The sequence below is a fragment of the Micromonospora sp. NPDC085948 genome, from assembly GCF_040686315.1.
Taxonomy (GTDB): Bacteria; Actinomycetota; Actinomycetes; order Mycobacteriales; family Micromonosporaceae; genus Micromonospora.
The window spans coordinates 99,826-114,142 of record NZ_JBFBJW010000013.1 but is presented as its reverse complement, the minus strand read 5'-3'; the positions used below and the strand labels follow the sequence as shown (position 1 = coordinate 114,142).

Annotated in this window: 15 protein-coding genes; 8 read left to right on the top strand and 7 right to left on the bottom strand. The window is 69.2% G+C overall.

Going from position 1 to position 14,317, the window contains the following annotated elements; all coding sequences use genetic code 11:
• The first annotated feature begins 51 nt into the window (after positions 1–51).
• Both AB0O48_RS27050 and AB0O48_RS27045 read left to right on the top strand, forming a co-directional pair.
• Positions 52–498: a helix-turn-helix domain-containing protein gene (locus AB0O48_RS27050; protein ID WP_357572447.1), complete on the top strand. Its 447-nt coding sequence runs from the start codon at positions 52–54 to the stop codon at positions 496–498.
• Positions 491–859, top strand: a complete 369-nt coding sequence (locus AB0O48_RS27045) for a DUF4180 domain-containing protein (RefSeq protein ID WP_357572446.1) — start codon at positions 491–493, stop codon at positions 857–859. The genes AB0O48_RS27050 and AB0O48_RS27045 overlap by 8 nt, the downstream gene beginning before the upstream one ends.
• A gap of 5 nt (positions 860–864) precedes the next feature.
• Here the strand turns inward: AB0O48_RS27045 and AB0O48_RS27040 are convergent, their stop codons facing one another.
• Positions 865–1,494 (bottom strand): hypothetical protein, encoded by a 630-nt coding sequence (locus AB0O48_RS27040; RefSeq protein ID WP_357572445.1) that lies wholly within the window; start codon positions 1,492–1,494, stop codon positions 865–867.
• Positions 1,495–1,679: 185 nt separating this feature from the next.
• Between AB0O48_RS27040 and AB0O48_RS27035 the strand changes: the two genes are divergently transcribed.
• Positions 1,680–2,516 (top strand): hypothetical protein, encoded by an 837-nt coding sequence (locus tag AB0O48_RS27035; protein WP_357242216.1) that lies wholly within the window; start codon positions 1,680–1,682, stop codon positions 2,514–2,516.
• A gap of 359 nt (positions 2,517–2,875) precedes the next feature.
• Here AB0O48_RS27035 and AB0O48_RS27030 read toward each other — a convergent pair whose 3' ends face one another.
• Positions 2,876–3,766 (bottom strand): hypothetical protein, encoded by an 891-nt coding sequence (locus AB0O48_RS27030; protein WP_357242214.1) that lies wholly within the window; start codon positions 3,764–3,766, stop codon positions 2,876–2,878.
• Between the two features lie 363 nt (positions 3,767–4,129).
• Here AB0O48_RS27030 and AB0O48_RS27025 point away from each other — a divergent pair, with 363 nt between their 5' ends.
• The gene (locus tag AB0O48_RS27025) at positions 4,130–6,610 is read left to right on the top strand and encodes a hypothetical protein (RefSeq protein WP_357572444.1); all 2,481 of its coding nucleotides are present in this window, start codon (positions 4,130–4,132) and stop codon (positions 6,608–6,610) included.
• A gap of 2 nt (positions 6,611–6,612) precedes the next feature.
• On the opposite strand, the gene AB0O48_RS27020 is transcribed toward AB0O48_RS27025, so the two are convergent.
• Entirely contained in the window at positions 6,613–7,110 is a 498-nt protein-coding gene (locus AB0O48_RS27020) for a peptidase inhibitor family I36 protein (RefSeq protein WP_357572443.1), read from the bottom strand.
• 173 nt (positions 7,111–7,283) lie between these two features.
• Here AB0O48_RS27020 and AB0O48_RS27015 point away from each other — a divergent pair, with 173 nt between their 5' ends.
• The gene (locus AB0O48_RS27015) at positions 7,284–8,168 is read left to right on the top strand and encodes a cellulose binding domain-containing protein (protein WP_357572442.1); all 885 of its coding nucleotides are present in this window, start codon (positions 7,284–7,286) and stop codon (positions 8,166–8,168) included.
• Between the two features lie 132 nt (positions 8,169–8,300).
• Here the strand turns inward: AB0O48_RS27015 and AB0O48_RS27010 are convergent, their stop codons facing one another.
• The 4 genes from AB0O48_RS27010 to AB0O48_RS26995 form a co-directional block, all read right to left on the bottom strand.
• Positions 8,301–9,092 carry a DUF6082 family protein gene (locus AB0O48_RS27010; protein WP_357572441.1) on the bottom strand — a complete coding sequence of 264 codons (792 nt, stop codon included), beginning with the start codon at positions 9,090–9,092 and terminating at the stop codon, positions 8,301–8,303.
• Between the two features lie 48 nt (positions 9,093–9,140).
• Positions 9,141–9,755: a DUF6879 family protein gene (locus tag AB0O48_RS27005; protein ID WP_357572440.1), complete on the bottom strand. Its 615-nt coding sequence runs from the start codon at positions 9,753–9,755 to the stop codon at positions 9,141–9,143.
• Positions 9,748–10,023: a hypothetical protein gene (locus tag AB0O48_RS27000; protein ID WP_357572439.1), complete on the bottom strand. Its 276-nt coding sequence runs from the start codon at positions 10,021–10,023 to the stop codon at positions 9,748–9,750. The genes AB0O48_RS27005 and AB0O48_RS27000 overlap by 8 nt, the downstream gene beginning before the upstream one ends.
• A gap of 144 nt (positions 10,024–10,167) precedes the next feature.
• A complete protein-coding gene (locus AB0O48_RS26995; protein ID WP_357572438.1) occupies positions 10,168–11,271 on the bottom strand; it encodes an FAD-binding oxidoreductase in 1,104 nt (367 codons plus the stop codon).
• Positions 11,272–11,489: 218 nt separating this feature from the next.
• On the opposite strand from AB0O48_RS26995, the gene AB0O48_RS26990 reads away from it, so the two are divergent.
• The 3 genes from AB0O48_RS26990 (at position 11,490) to AB0O48_RS26980 (ending at position 14,198) form a co-directional block, all read left to right on the top strand.
• Complete coding sequence (locus tag AB0O48_RS26990) at positions 11,490–12,008, top strand: flavoprotein (protein WP_357242196.1); 519 nt, start codon at positions 11,490–11,492, stop codon at positions 12,006–12,008.
• Between the two features lie 223 nt (positions 12,009–12,231).
• Positions 12,232–13,641, top strand: coding sequence for a hypothetical protein (locus tag AB0O48_RS26985; protein WP_357242193.1), 1,410 nt, complete (start codon positions 12,232–12,234; stop codon positions 13,639–13,641).
• Positions 13,638–14,198 (top strand): GNAT family N-acetyltransferase, encoded by a 561-nt coding sequence (locus AB0O48_RS26980; protein ID WP_357242190.1) that lies wholly within the window; start codon positions 13,638–13,640, stop codon positions 14,196–14,198. Before AB0O48_RS26985 ends, AB0O48_RS26980 begins: the two co-directional genes overlap by 4 nt.
• The last annotated feature ends 119 nt before the right edge of the window (positions 14,199–14,317 follow it).

The window sequence follows — 14,317 nt, the reverse complement described above, 5'->3', positions numbered from 1 at the left end:
ATCAGGCCGCATGCTTCCGCAAACTTCCCTATGCGGCTAGGTTAGGGAACAATGAAGGAAGAAATATTTTCGGTGGAGCAGGTCGCCGACCGACTCGGGCTGCACGTACGAACGGTGCGCGGCTACATCCGCTCGGGCCGGCTGCACGCGGTGCGGATCGGCAAGCAGTATCGGATCGCCGCCAGCGATCTCGACGCCCTCACCGGGCAGGCACCGGCCGTCGTGACCGGGCCGGCGGAGGTGTCGAGCATCGTGCAGATCGACGGTGTCGACCGGGCCGCCGCCGACCGGCTCGGCACGCTCGTGCTCACCAGCGCCAACACCGCCCACGACCAGGCCAACCCGCTGCGGGTGCAGACGGTGTACGACGAACGACGCCACCGGATGAAGGTCATCATCTTGGGCGCCCCGGCCGACACCGCCGAACTGCTGCACCTGCTCGACGCCGTCCTCAACGCCGACAACGGCCTACTCGACCGGGAGGTCCACGATGCCTGACGAGATCCAGGAACGCGCCGGAGTGCAGGTGATGGTGTGCGACCCGGCCGGCCCGACCGTCACCACCGAGCAGGATGCGCTGGACCTGATCGGCGCGGCCTTCCTCGGCGCCCAGGTGGTCGCCGTGCCGGCCGACCGACTCGACGAACGCTTCTTCTCGTTGGGCACCCGCTTCGCGGGCGACGTGATGCAGAAGTTCGTCAACTACCGGCTGCGGTTGGCCATCGTCGGCGACATCTCGGCGCAGCTCGCGGAAAGTGCCGCGCTGCGCGCCCTGGTGCACGAGTCGAACCAGGGCGGGCACATCTGGTTCGTCGCCGACCTCGACGCGCTCGACGCCCGCCTGCGCGCGGCGCGATAGTCGCCTCACCCGCCGCCGACAACCGCCATCTCGACCTCGTCCGCCTCGATCGCCCACACCCGGGCCTGCTCGGCCGCCCACCGCAGGTAGGCCAGCCACTCCTCGGACGACCAGCCGTTGCGCCGACCGACGCCCGCCTCGGCGGGGAGGAGGCTGGCCACGACACGGTCGAGGATCAGGGGCTGCACGCCGCCCTCCCCGCGCCGGTAGCCGACGAAGTAGAGGACCTTCGTGAACAGGCCCGGCCCCAGCCAGGGCAGGCGAGCGTGGTCGGGGCTGCCGAAGCGGCGGTACGCCGTGCGCAACGCGGCCTCGTCGGGTGCCGGCACGGACATCTCTTCCAGCGCGTACGCCAGGCGTTCGCCGTTCGGGTCGGCGTCGAGCGACCTGGTGGCGCGCCACGGGCCGTACCCGATGGGTCCGTAGGCCCAGACCAGCACGGCGGTCAACAGGTGGCGTGCGCTCGAGGAGCCGGCCCGGTACGCGTCGGCCACCGCGAAGACGTCCCGTCGCCAGACCTCGCCGGTCGCCGGCAGCACGTCGGGCCACGCGTCCGGCGGCAGCCCGGCCCGCCAGCGGCTTATGTCCACAGTGACTGGTGCCCGCTCACCCGGTAACACCAACACGTCGGCCATGGCGGCCTCCCTCAGATCGCGCGCTCGCGGAAGTTCGTGGTTCGGACGCTATGGACGGGCGCTCCCATCCGCCGCCCGCCGACGGAAAGTCGCGGTATCGATTGCCGGGGCGCCTGCCTTCTGACCCGCGACAGCGCTCATCGGCGGGGACGGTGGGTGTCGCACGGTTGATCTACGGTGTTCGCGTGCTTCCCCGAAACGAGAAGATTCTCGACCAGGTCCGCGCCGAGGCGCTGCGCCGCGACATCCCCGCCGCCGAGGTGGAGCGCTGGCTGGGGCTCGCCCGCCCGTCCGCGCTCCTGAAACAGCAGGGTGACGGGCCGGTCGTGGGCGCCATCCGTGGGCCGGTGCTGCTTCCCGCCGACGCCAAGGACCCCACGTTCCCCCTGATCGCCACCATCGACTGTGCCGCCCTTCCGGCAGACGTGACCGACCTTCCGCTACCGGCCGACGGCCACCTGCTGCTGTTCGGTTGGCCCGAGGAGGACGGCTACGGCCAGGTGATGTACGTGCCGGCGGGCGTGCCCGTCGAGGAGCGAGAGCAGTATCCGCCGGGCTTCTCTCCGGAAGACGAGGAGTGCGCCGAGGTCTACGCGGAGATCCCGGAGGGCGACCTGCACCTCACGGTCGACATCTCCCTGCCCTACGTCAAGACGATTCCCGGGCCGCCGTGGTCTCCGCCGTTGCCGGGCGATCCTCCGTTCGAGGAGCTGACCAAGGTGTGGCAGGACGTCCTGGGCGACGTGCCCGACGGCGCCTTCTCCTACGAGGGCCATACGACGCCGCTGCTGCTGGGTGGCTACGGCACTGACTGCAACGGTTTCAACCCCGCCTGGTTGGGCGCCCACCGCTCGGGCAACTCCGGCGAGGACGGGCCACCCGACCATGGTGACTGGGTTCTGCTGGCCGAGTTTCACGGCGGCAGACAGGGCGGCGCGACCATCTACTGGGTGATACGGCGTGCCGACCTGAAGGAGCGACGCTTCGACCAGGCCAGCGTCCTCGTCTACTGGAATCCGTGAGGCCGGTCGCTCCAGCGAGCGTCGACCGGGCCGATCGCCGCCAGCTCAGGACTAGCCGCACGGTGACCGGGTACGCGCGATCCATGGGTAGCCACAAGCAGAACAAACACGACAACGGTGGCGAGTCGGCGCGAGGTCGGCGGCATCCGGGCAGCGGCGCTCCGGGCCGCCAGGGTTCGACGGTGGAGCACTCGCCTGACCAACGTCACCGCCGTACCGCGACCGGCTCCGCTGGCACCGAGCGCGACCTGGGTCGAGCCAAGGTCTCGGGCGATGGGCGGATCCAACGCCAGGGCGGCGCGTGAGCTGACCGGGTGTTGCCGCCCCGTGTTCGCGGGGAGGCAACACCGGATGGTTGGTTACGCCGTGGCGCAGATGGCGTACGACGTCTCGGACCAGTTGCCGGCGAAGGCGTCCTCCTCGTACGCACCCGAGTCGACTGTCGTCGGCGCGGTGGCGACGCCGCCGTTGGGCCGGAAGTCGTCCACGATGCCCTCACCGGTGACACCGTTCAGCTCGTAGCCGGCGCCGGTCATCACCTTGCCGGCCGGGCAGCCCGCGACGACACTGCGGAAGTCGAGTGAGTTGTTGGCGCCCACGGCCGACGCGCGGACCAGACCGGGCAGCGGGTTGGCGCAGATCGCGTACGCGGTAACCGACCAGTTCAGTGCGGTGGCGTCAGCTTCGTACGCGCCGGCGGTGACGGACGTCGGCGCGGTGGCGACGCCGCCGTTGGGGCGGAAGTCGTCGACGACGCCCTCACCGGTGACACCGTTCAGCTCGTATCCCGTACCGGTGAGCACCTTGGTGCCCGGGCAGGCGGCCGTGGCGGAGTGGAAGTCGGCCGAGTCGCTGACGCTGACCGCGGAGACCCGCACCAGGCCGGGCAGCGGGTTGGCGCAGATCGCGTACGCCGTCACCGACCAGTTGCCGGCGAACGCCTCCGTCTCGTAGGCGCCCACGGTGACGGACGTCGGCGCGGTGGCGACGCCGCCGTTGGGGCGCAGGTCGTCGACGACGCCCTCACCGGTGACACCGTTCAGCTCGTATCCGGTGCCGGTGAGCACCTTGGTGCCCGGGCAGGTGGCCGTGGCGGAGTGGAAGTCGGCCGAGCTGCTGACGCTTGTCGCGGCGATCCGGACCAGGCCGGGGACCGCGGCGGCCGCGGGGCTCGCCGGAACGAGCACCGCCCCGGCCGCGGCGAGACCGAGCACGAGTACGAACGCTCGGGCTTGTGTGGTGGTACGCATGGTGTTTCTCCCGTCTGAGGCCGGACGGCGGCGTGACGACGCCGACGCCAAGCCGTTCGTGATGACGAATTCACGGTAGGTAACCATCTGGCCAGGCGTTATCTGCAAACCGACTACGTCGCGTAACGGACCACGCCCAGATATCCGCAGCCATGGATGTCACCGATCGCTATGTGACTAAAGCGTAAGGTGACCATTTATTACTTTTAGGTAGGTGCGGGGGGAAGCTGCGAATAAATACCGCGTTCGCCCGAAAGTTGCGGTAGCTTGACTTCCGCGTCTACCGCGCATCCCTCACTCGGACGTGCCACCCCTGCCGTCCGCGTCCACTTTCACCACTTCGTGGAAGGTCCAACGGCGGACATGGGCGACGGTCCCGTTGACGAGTTCGAACGGTACATACAGGATGCGACGGTTTCGGTCGCGTTGCGGGAGTGGGCGGCCGGGCGTGATGCCACCGTCCGCCCTCCGTGCCATGCCACCCGACGTCGTGGGCGCAGCGGTGCGGAGCTGATCCCGATCATCGTGCAGCGACGGGACGGCCGGGACGCCGAGCAGCTGTACGTCAAGGTGCTTCCGGCCGGGCAGGCGATCGAGGAAGCGGCCCGGCACGCGGCGGCCGTCGCCGTCGACGCCGGCTTCGCCGAGCGCCACCTGGTCCGCCAGCCGTACCCGCGATACCCGGTCGGTGACGGCCGGTACCTGATGTTCCAGGACATCGCGCACGGCGCGGAGCTGGTCGTCCCGCTCGCCGGGGTCAGCGACAACCAACTCAAGGACGCCTACCGCACGCTGCTCGACGCGGTGTGGAACGGGTGGCACCGCGCGGGCCGGCGGAGCAGCCGGACCAGCGTCGTGGAGTTCGCGCGCCGGGAGCTGACCGACGCCGGAGCCATCTCCGAGGTGTACACGGCGGCGGACGCGCTCGGTCTGCACGACCTGGACGTCGACTGGCTGCTCGACCCCGCCACCAACACCGTGGTCCCCAACCCCCTCCGGTTCGGCGACGGCAACTCGCTCTTTGACGGCGATCCGCTCGACCAGCTCTGCGGGGTGTCCCACGGGGATCTGCACAGGGGCAACGCTCTCTTCCCGTCCTCCGGTACGTGGTCGGTGCATGTGAAGAAGTTCTGCCTGGTGGACACCGACCGGTTCGCGGTCGACGCCCCGCTCACCCGGGACCTGGTCAGCCTGCTGTTGGACGCCGTCCTCGCCGAGTTGACGGCCGGCACCCGCAGCGTGCAGGCCGACGCCCTGCGTACCCTGCTGATCGACCCGCGTGAACGCCCGTCGGACCGGCTGCCCGCGCTGCCCGCCAAGGTGATCAAGGCCAGCTACGCGGTCGGGTTGGCGGTCGCCAAGGACGGCAACTGGGGTGTGAACTGGCGGGCGCAGTACCTGCTCTCCCTGCTGAGCCAGGCACTGATCTGCTGCACCTACGAGGACGCCGGCCGCGCCGGTCGGGCCTGGTACTTCCGGTTGGCCGCCCACGCGGCGCTCGCCTACCAGCGGGAGTTCCGCCCCGATGTCGTCCCACCTGCCGCGGCCGGCCTGCCCACCGTGCCGCTCGTCGGCGCAGACCCGCAGCCCGCGTTCCCGGGCAACGACCGGCCGGCCCGGTTCGACGCGGTGGGCGCGCAGCCGAGCCAGCAGAACCGGGGTGCCCCACTGGACCGGGAGCACCTCGACCAGCCGCGACGTCCGTCGATCCCGGAGGCACCAAGGTGGCGGTGGGGAACGGTGGCGATTCCGCCACGCCAGGTGCCCGGCGGCTGGCACGGGAACGCGGCCGTCGGCGGCCGGCCGGGATCGGCGACCGAGACGGCGACCAGCGCCAGCGCGCCGGGGCGGCCCCTGAACCGGGACGGAAACCGACGCGCCAACCGGTCGGCACCCCGGCACGTCGTCGCCACCCGGACGAACGCCATCCCGCGGCCCCGCCGCCCCTCGGCCGCGAAGCCTCCGGTGCCGCCGACGGCCTCCGGCCGGACCAGCGGGCTGCCACCCAAACTGCGGGCCGTCCTGGTGATCCTGCTCGGCGGCGGGGTGACGCTGACGTCACTGGTGGCGGTCGGTGCCTCCAACATCAGGGGGCGCGGGGAGGCCCCGGTCACGCCGACGACCGAGGCACCGCCGGGCGCCGTACCGCCGCCGGAAACCCCGGGGTACGCCGGCAGAGCGCAGCGCCTCGCCGACCTCGCGCTGGCCGTCGCCGGGATCGCCCCGCGCCCCACCGACGGGACGTACACCCTGTCCTGCCTGCGGGTCTGGGCTCCGGCGGACCTGGCGCCGGGGGTCGACCGGGGCAGCTACCGGGACGAGCGCCTGTGGTGGAGTACCGCGCTGTCCGGTCGCCGGGTCGTCACGACGACCACCAGGGGTCGGGGCCCCGGCGCGCCCGCGTCGTTCCGGTACGGCCAGGGCGACCTGTCCGAGGTGCCGCCGGTGCCCTCCGTGGACCCGTCGGAGCTGCGCCGTCAGCTCGCCGCCCAACTCAGCGAGTTACCGCCGGAACTGCGCACCGCCGCCGGGATGGTCAACGTGGTCAGTCGGCTCTTCCGCTACCACCTGCTGAGCCCGGGGCAGATCTCGGCGCTGCTGTTCGAGTTGGCGGCCACGCCGGGCATCCAGGAGCGGGGCGCGTACCCGGACTGGGACGACCGACCCGGGTTGGCCTTCAGCGCCGACATCGAGGACCGGCGGGAGACCGTGCAGTTCGACCCGAACACCGGCGAGCTGCTCAGTCACGAGACCACCACGGTTACCGACAACCAGACCCTCGACTATGTGCTGTTCCTGCACAAGGAACGGACCAACCGGACCACCGCGCCCGGCTGCGACTGACGTCACCCGCAGCGACGCTGCACGTAGTTCGGCCAGTTGCGGTAGGGGGACGCGTCGCTGCGGACCCGGTTTCCGGCACCGACGTCGAAGAGCCGGGTGTCGTAGTAGTAGAACGCGACGGATCCGCTCGTGAGGTTGTAGTGCGCCGACTCGACGCGGAACTGCCAGTACCAGGTGGCGAGGCTCTGCCGTCCGCAGTCGGACAGCCGACCCCGGGGATAGCCGTAGTTGGGCCACTCGTAGAAGCAGTACCAGCCCGAGGGGCAGTCGGCCGCGGCGAGCGTCCCGATCGGCCGCCGCAGGGTCACGACGAAATCCCCACCGTCGTAACTGATCTCGTTGTCGTTGATCGCCTTACCGCCCGGGTGGGCAGCCAGATAATCGGCCGTTTCCGGACTGCCGGCCGGAGCGGCGCCGGCCGGACCAGGCGTCGGAAAAACGATCAAAAACCAGCTGAGTACGGCCGCGAGCACGGCGACAACGGGACGGGGAATGACCATTCGACACCTCGCGATGGATGGGCCGCCCGATCAGCGTATTGAGGACACTTGATTGATCGCCAGCTCGAATACGTGCAGAATCCTGACAATGCGCTATTGGGGCACCGCCCCGCACCCCCGCCAACAGGTGAGACATCACATTGATCGATGTTTATTGCCGCTACCATTCGGTCATGCCTGCCCGTCGCGTGACCGCCGCCGTCGCCCTCGCCGCGCTGGCGAGCCTGCTCGCCGTCGACGCCGCCCGTGCCGACGGCCCGGCGATCAGCACCCCCGGCAGTCCCACGGTGGTGGTCAACCAACCACACCAGCTCACCCTCAGTTGGGCGCCATCCACCTGGATCGGCGATCCGGCCGCCGAGCAGCCGATCAACTACGAGGTGCAGGTGCCGCTGGGTCCGCACACGTACCGCTGGCTCGGCACGTCGATCGACAGCACGATCACGCTGACCGACCTCGCGCCCGGCACGACGTACCGGATCGCGGTTGCCGCCCGCGCGCTCGGCGGCTTCTCCGACACCTCGCCCGTCACCACCGTGCGGACCGCCAACGGTCGCGCGACGGTCAGCTACCTCAATCTCGACTGGTCTCCGACCAACAACCAGATCCAGCACGCCCTGAAGGTCACCAACACCGGCTCCGGGCCACTCGACCTGAGCGCCGTGCGGGTGCGCTACTACCTGCGCTTCGAGGGCGCCAACACCTCGCTGGCGCCCAACTGCGACTGGGCCGCGCTGGGCTGCGACCGGATCCGGCAGACCGTGCAGTTCTTCATCCCACCGCCGGCTCCGCCCGCGTCGAGCACACCCACGCCACCGGGCTACCCGATCCCGGGTACGCCGATCTTCGGCTGGGTCGAGCTGACCTTCACCGACGGCATGCTGGAGCCGGGCGAGTCGACCGGGCCGATCCAGCTACGGCACCACCGGCACAGTTGGAGTGACATCGACGAGCGCGACGACCCGAGCTGGCTCGCCGCCACCGGCCAGTGGACCGAGAACGCCCGGATCACGCTGGACGTCGACGGCGTACGCGAATTCGGCGACGTCTCCTCCTGACCTCGTGCCCGCAGCCGAGTGGCATGAGGCGTGTCCGGCCGGCCTTGCCCTGGTGAGCGTGATGCCTGTGAGTCATCAAGATGACTCACAGGCATCAGCCCTCCTGGCGACACGTGCCGCAACCCGCGTACCTCATGGGCCAGGCGGTGAAAGACGTTGCCGGTGGGCATCGCGGCCCTGACGGCGACGGCGGCCGGCGATGAAGGCCGCAGCTCCCAACACAACTCCGACCGCGAGCACCGCGGCACGACCCTTTCCGGCCTCTCGCCGAGACTTCGACTCGGGGCCTGCGTTCGGCACAGCCGTAGCAGGCTCGTTCACCGCCGGTCCTGCCGCGACTGCCAAGAGATACCGGCGATCAACGATCGCTGTGAACCGCCGCGCGCGCCGGGACGTCTCAGCCTTCCGTCGCGGCCCACGCGCCTCCGCCCAGAATCGCCGCCCCACCTGACCCTTGAAGAACTGATCGGCGAGTACCTCCAGGTGCGGCGCGCTGAGAACGTCCACCTCCCACATCGACTGCCAGTGGGTCACGATCAGGTTCGCATAGACGTGCTTGCGGAACCATTCGAGGTCGGTGGCGTCCTCGATCGGCCCCCAGCATTCGAGAAGGGCCGGATCGTCGATCGCCATCTTGAGCAGGTCGGTGTGCAGGGCGCGTACTGCCTGTTCCCGGGCCGCCTTCGCCTCCCGGGACTGCAGCACCAGCGACGACGCAACACCGATGAGCGCCAGGGCCGCGAGGATCGCCGACGCGGCACCGTACGTCTGACCGACGTTGCCCAACAGCGGCCAGTCGTACCCGGGCCGCTTGCCGATCCAGAGCAGAACAGCGGGCGAAAGGAGAACGGCCGCCAGCATGGCCAGGACGGCAAGGAGCAGAATCGTTGGCGTGGCGGATCGACGGGCCAGATCGGAGACCATCCGGAGTCGGGGCACGCTGCCTCCACGCTCGCTGGTGGAGGCAGGCTACTACAGCTGCGGCTGTCTCGGCCTCGTCCCGTCAACCTCTCGACGGAAGAAGGATTCGAAGGGCTCGGCCTGCTCAAGCAGCGACAGCACGCGACTTCGGCAGCCCGCCACCACGGCCGGTTCAACTGTCTTCTCCGCACCGACAGGGGTGCCGGAATCGTCGTAGATGACCTCGTAGACGGCTTGACGGCCGACCACCATCAGCTCCGGAACCAAGCCGGCCGCGGCCTCCCAGTCGCTCACCGAGCCCGCGTCCAACACGCGAATCTGCTCCCCGGCTTCCGCCCGGTAGCGAAGGAAATGCAGCTCCCAGACCAGGTACGGCGTCAACGGAAGTTCGACGATCCGCAGGCGCCGAAGGCCGGAACCGAGCTGGTCAAGGTGCGCGAAGAACGCCACCAACTCCGGGTTCGGCTCCGCCGCGATCCGAAGAGCATCCTCCCATCGGCCATCGGCGTACGCCTCCCAACTGGGGCTGCCCGGCTCACGGAAGGTCTGCATCCGCTCGGTCTTGAGGATCGGGCCGTCGGTCGACTCGACTGTCGCGTAGAAGTCGGCGTCGTACTCGGCGAGGCTCAGCCGCTGCCGGCCGACCGCATCCAACAGATCACGCATCCGGGATGTCCGGCTTGGCGGCAACGAGCATGCTTCGCGGGATGACGACGACCCGTTCGTCCGCACCGACGCTCACACCGTGGGGTAGCCGGGTGGTAAGGACGTCGGTCAGATCACGCCCGATGACCGCGACATCGCCGTTCGACAGCTCCCAGACGTCGGGACACGTCGTCGTTCCCCCACTCTCGCCCAGCTCCGCGGCCGACTTGCCGAGTCTGCGCGAGAAGCTCGCAGTGCGGTCTGCTTCCCAATGTCCCGTCATGTTCATCTCCCACGATTGTGGATTGGCGGTCAGGCTAACAAGACGAGGGTCAAGGCATCGCCTGAATTGTTCGTGTTTTCGGATAGGAGAAAGTGAATCTATCTACCTCGCAGGGACCCGGCAGGTTGTGTCGACTGCGGCATCCGGCTGTCAGCGGGTGAAGGTTGCGGGGGTGTGGATGTGGGTGGCGGGGATGCCGAGGGCCAGGAGCCGGGATCGGGCGCCGGCCATCATCGCAGGCGGACCGCACAGGTAGATGTCCTGGCCGGGCTGGTGGTGGTCGAGGGCGATGGTCAGGGCGTCGCCCTGCTCGGCCGGCTCGGCGCAGGGATCGGCCGAGAACGCCGGCACGACGGTGAGCCAGTCGTGGGCGCATTGCAGCTTGTCGAGGGTGATCGCGTCGTACAGGTCGGTAAAGCTGCGCGCGCCGACGACGAGCGTCACCCGCCGGCCATCCGGTGCGGCGGCGACCTGCTCGACCAGGGCGCGCAGCGGCGCCAGACCGGTGCCACCGGCGACGAGCAGCAGATCGTTCGTGCGCGACCGGTCGAGGGTCAGCCCGGTGCCGCCGGGTGGACCGAGCCAAAGTTGCTCGCCGGGGCGTACCTCGTGGACCAGGCGGTGGGAGACGATGCCGGCGGGTACGGCGCGGACGTGCAGCTCGACGGTGCCGTCGGCGCGCGGGGCATTGGCCGGCGAAAGCCAGCGCCAGCGGCCCGGCAGGCGCGGCGTGCACACCGGGACCACCTGGCCTGGCTGGAAGGGCAGTCGCCGCCAGGGACGTACCGTCAGGATGGCGATGTCGGGCGACGGCCGCTCGTGGCCGATCACCTGGACGTGCCACCAGGCCCGGCCGTCGCCGACGCGAGCGGCGGCCTGGCGGATGGCGTGCGTGGCGCGGCACAGGGCGCGCTCCGCGGCGAGCGCGAGTCGTGGTGTCCACAGTGGGCGCGCGTGCCGGGCCACGGTGGCGAGCAGCGCGTCGCCGATGGTGGTGGAGTGCGGGAGCAGGGCAAAGTGACGGTACGCGCGGCCGAGCACCAGGAGCAGCGCGGACCGGCCCGCAGGGTCGTCGCCGACCATGAGGCGGCCCAGCGCGGTGAAGAACAGCGGCGCGTCGCGGTGTGGGAGTAGGCCGGACCGGCGGTCTTCGAGGGTGCACCAGAAGTCGCCGGCTGCCCGCACATCGACCGACGCCCAGGCTGCGGCCAGGCTCGCGTGAGACGGATGGTCGTCGTCGATCAGGGTGGGCATGCCGGCTCCGAGAGGTTGGCGGATCGAGCGGCACCGGGGCGGGCGGGATGGAGCTGCGCCGTTGAGGGCCGGCGCAACCCGAAGCCAGCACCCGCCCCGGGCCATGCGTCGACTCTCGCGTCTGACCAGGCGAAACAGCATGCCACGGTGATCATCGGCAGCATGCGCGACCCGTATGCGGTCGACTACGCGTCATCCTGGTCGGGCAGACTGCGGGCATGACGGAACGTCCGGTGCTGTATCTGGTCGTCTGCGCCGCGGGTCCGGCGGAACACGTCGACGAGCTGGTCGATCTGCTGATCGCCGACGGCTGGCGGGTGTGCATGATCGTCAGCCCGACCGCCGCGCGGTGGCTCGACCGGGAGGCGTTGCAGAACAAGACCGGCTATCTCGTACGCGTGGAGTGGCGGATGCCCGGCGACCCCGAGCCGCACCCGCCGGCTGATGTGGTGGTGGCCGCGCCGGTCACGTTCAACACGGTGACGAAGTGGGCGTTGGGCATCAACGACACGCTGGCGCTCGGCGTCCTCAACGAGTCGTTGGGGGCGGGGCTGCCGATCCTTGCGTTTCCACACGTGAAGGCGGAGTTGGCTGCCCATCCGGCGTATGCGGGTCACGTGGCGGTGCTGCGCGGGGCCGGTGTAGTCGTCGCCAAGGGGAAGGTGCTCAACCCGGTGGGCGAGAAGGATCGTTGGGCGATGGTGGTCGAGGCGCTGCGGTTGCTTCGTCCGGCCTGAGCATCTGCTCCCTTGTTGGGCGGTCCTTGAGATATGCGTCGCGCGTATACCAGCGCTGCACGCAGCGTGTTCAATGGATAGGCTCGATCAGGCGAGACGGACGGAGCCGCCGGTGACCCACGCGAACTGCCCTCGGTGCGGCGGACGGCTGGCCCGGGACAACGACAGCGGCCGGTGTACGCCGTGCCAGGCCGCCGAACGGGACCGGTTGAGCAGGCCACCGGTGGTGCCGGCGAGCTTCTGGGAACACGAGCCGGTGCGACAGGCCCTCGCCGAGCGGCATCTGGGGCGGGTGATCCGGGCGTACCGCTGCCATCCGTACCACGGGCGGGTCGCGTTGCCGCAGAGCGTGGTGTCCGGGTGGCTGGGGATCACACAGGCGCAACTCAGCCGGGTGGAAAACGGGCCGCCGCTGGTGCACCTGGATCGGCTGGCGCATTGGGCACAGCTTCTTCGGGTGCCGCCGGGAAGTCTCTGGTTCCGCCTTCCCGATGAGCATTGCTGGACGGTGCCGAGGTCCGTGGGCGTCAAGACAAATAGCGCCCATGGCGACGATCAGGTGGTCGAGCGAGGCGAACGGGCAGCCAAGGCGGTTAACGTGGAGCAGGCACCAAGCCAAGGGGGTGGCGCTACGGACCGTCGACGCTTCAACGTACTGGCCGCACTCGCGGGACTCGCCGCAGGCGGTCACACGTACCTGCTCCCCGGGCCGCCTGCTGAGGTGCCGGGAAACATCGGCATGGAACAGGTACGGCTCGCCAGCTCCCTGGTTGACGATCTCCGGCGGGCCGACGCGGCCGTCGGGGCCGACCTGCTTTGCGACGTCGCCATGCAAGCGCACACCAGGCTGTCGGCCTGGGCAGCGCGGGCGAGCTACAGCCGAGAGGTCGGTGACGCGCTCCAGAGCGCCCTGGCTGATCTGTCCATCGAGGCCGCCTGGCTCGCCATCGACGCAGATCGCCGACCCGAGGCAAGGCCGTACCTGCATGAGGCGATCACTCGTTCCCGAATCGCGGATGACCCACAGGTGGAAGTCCGTGCGCTCACACACCTGTCGCTGTTGATCCGCGAAGATCAGCCTGGCGAGTCGCTGCACTGCGCAGAGGCAGCCCTACGGATCTCTGCCGGGTGGACCACGCCTCGACTCAGCACGTTGCTGCACCTACGGAGGGCCCATGCCTACGCAGTGTTCAGGGACGCCAGTGGATTCAGCCGCGAAATGACCAAGGCCCGCCGAGAGCTGGACCGCGGCGCCCATGAAGATGACCAGAGCTTCGTTCACTTCGTGAACGAGCAAGAGCTGAACGGGATCGAAGGGCTCTCCTACCTCGCCCTCGACAGGCCCGAGCGCGCTGTGCAGTCGTTGCGCGCGATCACTGCCAACCCCTCGCCTAGTCATCGACGGAACCAGGTCTACTACGCGGTGCGGCTCTCGGAGGCGGCGTACCAGCAGGGCGACGTCAACGAAGCGGCGCGTATCGCTCTGGACGTGCTGCCCGCCGTACGCCAGATCAACTCGAAGCGAGTGAGTCAGCATCTCGCACAGGTGCGTGGGCATTTGGCGGCACCACGGCAAGCAACCACGACAACCCGCCAGTTCGTTGACGCCTACGATCAGGCGGTGAGTGCGTGATCGAGGGTTTGCAACTGCGCCATTACAGTGCCTTCGAAGCTAAGGAAATCCTAGATCAGCTTGTGAAGCTCTACCTAGAGGTCTACGCGGATGGCGGCGAGTTCTACAGCGAGGACCGCTACCGGCGGCAGCTTGACCTCCACATGCAGCGAGTTGGGTGGGAGTTGATCAGCGCAACAGTCAACGGGGTCCTCCTCGGCTACATCTACGGTTTTCCGCTACCTCCGGATACCCGGTGGTGGGAAGGAATCCACGAGCCAGTGCCGCCCGGGTTTACCGAGGAAGACGGTAGGCGAACCTTTGCCCTCAGTGAACTGCTGATACGTCCTGCCTGGCGCCGTCGGGGCATTGCTAGGGCGCTACACGATGAACTGGTCGCACGGCGGACTGAGCTGCGGACCACGCTCCTGGTTCGCCCTGATAATGCCGCTGCTCAGATCGCGTACAAATCCTGGGGGTGGATAAAAGTAACAAAACTGCGGCCAAGCTGGGGCAGGGCGCCAACCTTTGACGTGTTGGTTCGCAGCGACGAGTTCCGCCCGCGTCTGGACCGCTAGCTGCAATTCCACAAATTCTTCTACGGCTTGAGGGAAGACTCGGGGAGCTTCCTCAGCGGCGGCTCTATCCGTCGGACTGTCGTGGCGGCATCGCCGCGTACGTCGATGTCGGTCCCAGC

Bases quoted from the DNA above. Each gene is read 5' to 3' on its own strand.
- AB0O48_RS26995 (WP_357572438.1), bottom strand. From the start codon at position 11,271: ATGCCCACCCTGATCGACGACGACCATCCGTCTCACGCGAGCCTGGCC.
- AB0O48_RS27030 (WP_357242214.1), bottom strand. From the start codon at position 3,766: ATGCGTACCACCACACAAGCCCGAGCGTTCGTACTCGTGCTCGGTCTC.
- AB0O48_RS26990 (WP_357242196.1), top strand. From the start codon at position 11,490: ATGACGGAACGTCCGGTGCTGTATCTGGTCGTCTGCGCCGCGGGTCCG.
- AB0O48_RS27005 (WP_357572440.1), bottom strand. From the start codon at position 9,755: ATGCGTGATCTGTTGGATGCGGTCGGCCGGCAGCGGCTGAGCCTCGCC.
- AB0O48_RS27025 (WP_357572444.1), top strand. From the start codon at position 4,130: ATGGGCGACGGTCCCGTTGACGAGTTCGAACGGTACATACAGGATGCG.
- AB0O48_RS27020 (WP_357572443.1), bottom strand. From the start codon at position 7,110: ATGGTCATTCCCCGTCCCGTTGTCGCCGTGCTCGCGGCCGTACTCAGC.
- AB0O48_RS27000 (WP_357572439.1), bottom strand. From the start codon at position 10,023: ATGAACATGACGGGACATTGGGAAGCAGACCGCACTGCGAGCTTCTCG.
- AB0O48_RS27045 (WP_357572446.1), top strand. From the start codon at position 491: ATGCCTGACGAGATCCAGGAACGCGCCGGAGTGCAGGTGATGGTGTGC.
- AB0O48_RS27015 (WP_357572442.1), top strand. From the start codon at position 7,284: ATGCCTGCCCGTCGCGTGACCGCCGCCGTCGCCCTCGCCGCGCTGGCG.
- AB0O48_RS27050 (WP_357572447.1), top strand. From the start codon at position 52: ATGAAGGAAGAAATATTTTCGGTGGAGCAGGTCGCCGACCGACTCGGG.
- AB0O48_RS27040 (WP_357572445.1), bottom strand. From the start codon at position 1,494: ATGGCCGACGTGTTGGTGTTACCGGGTGAGCGGGCACCAGTCACTGTG.
- AB0O48_RS27010 (WP_357572441.1), bottom strand. From the start codon at position 9,092: ATGGTCTCCGATCTGGCCCGTCGATCCGCCACGCCAACGATTCTGCTC.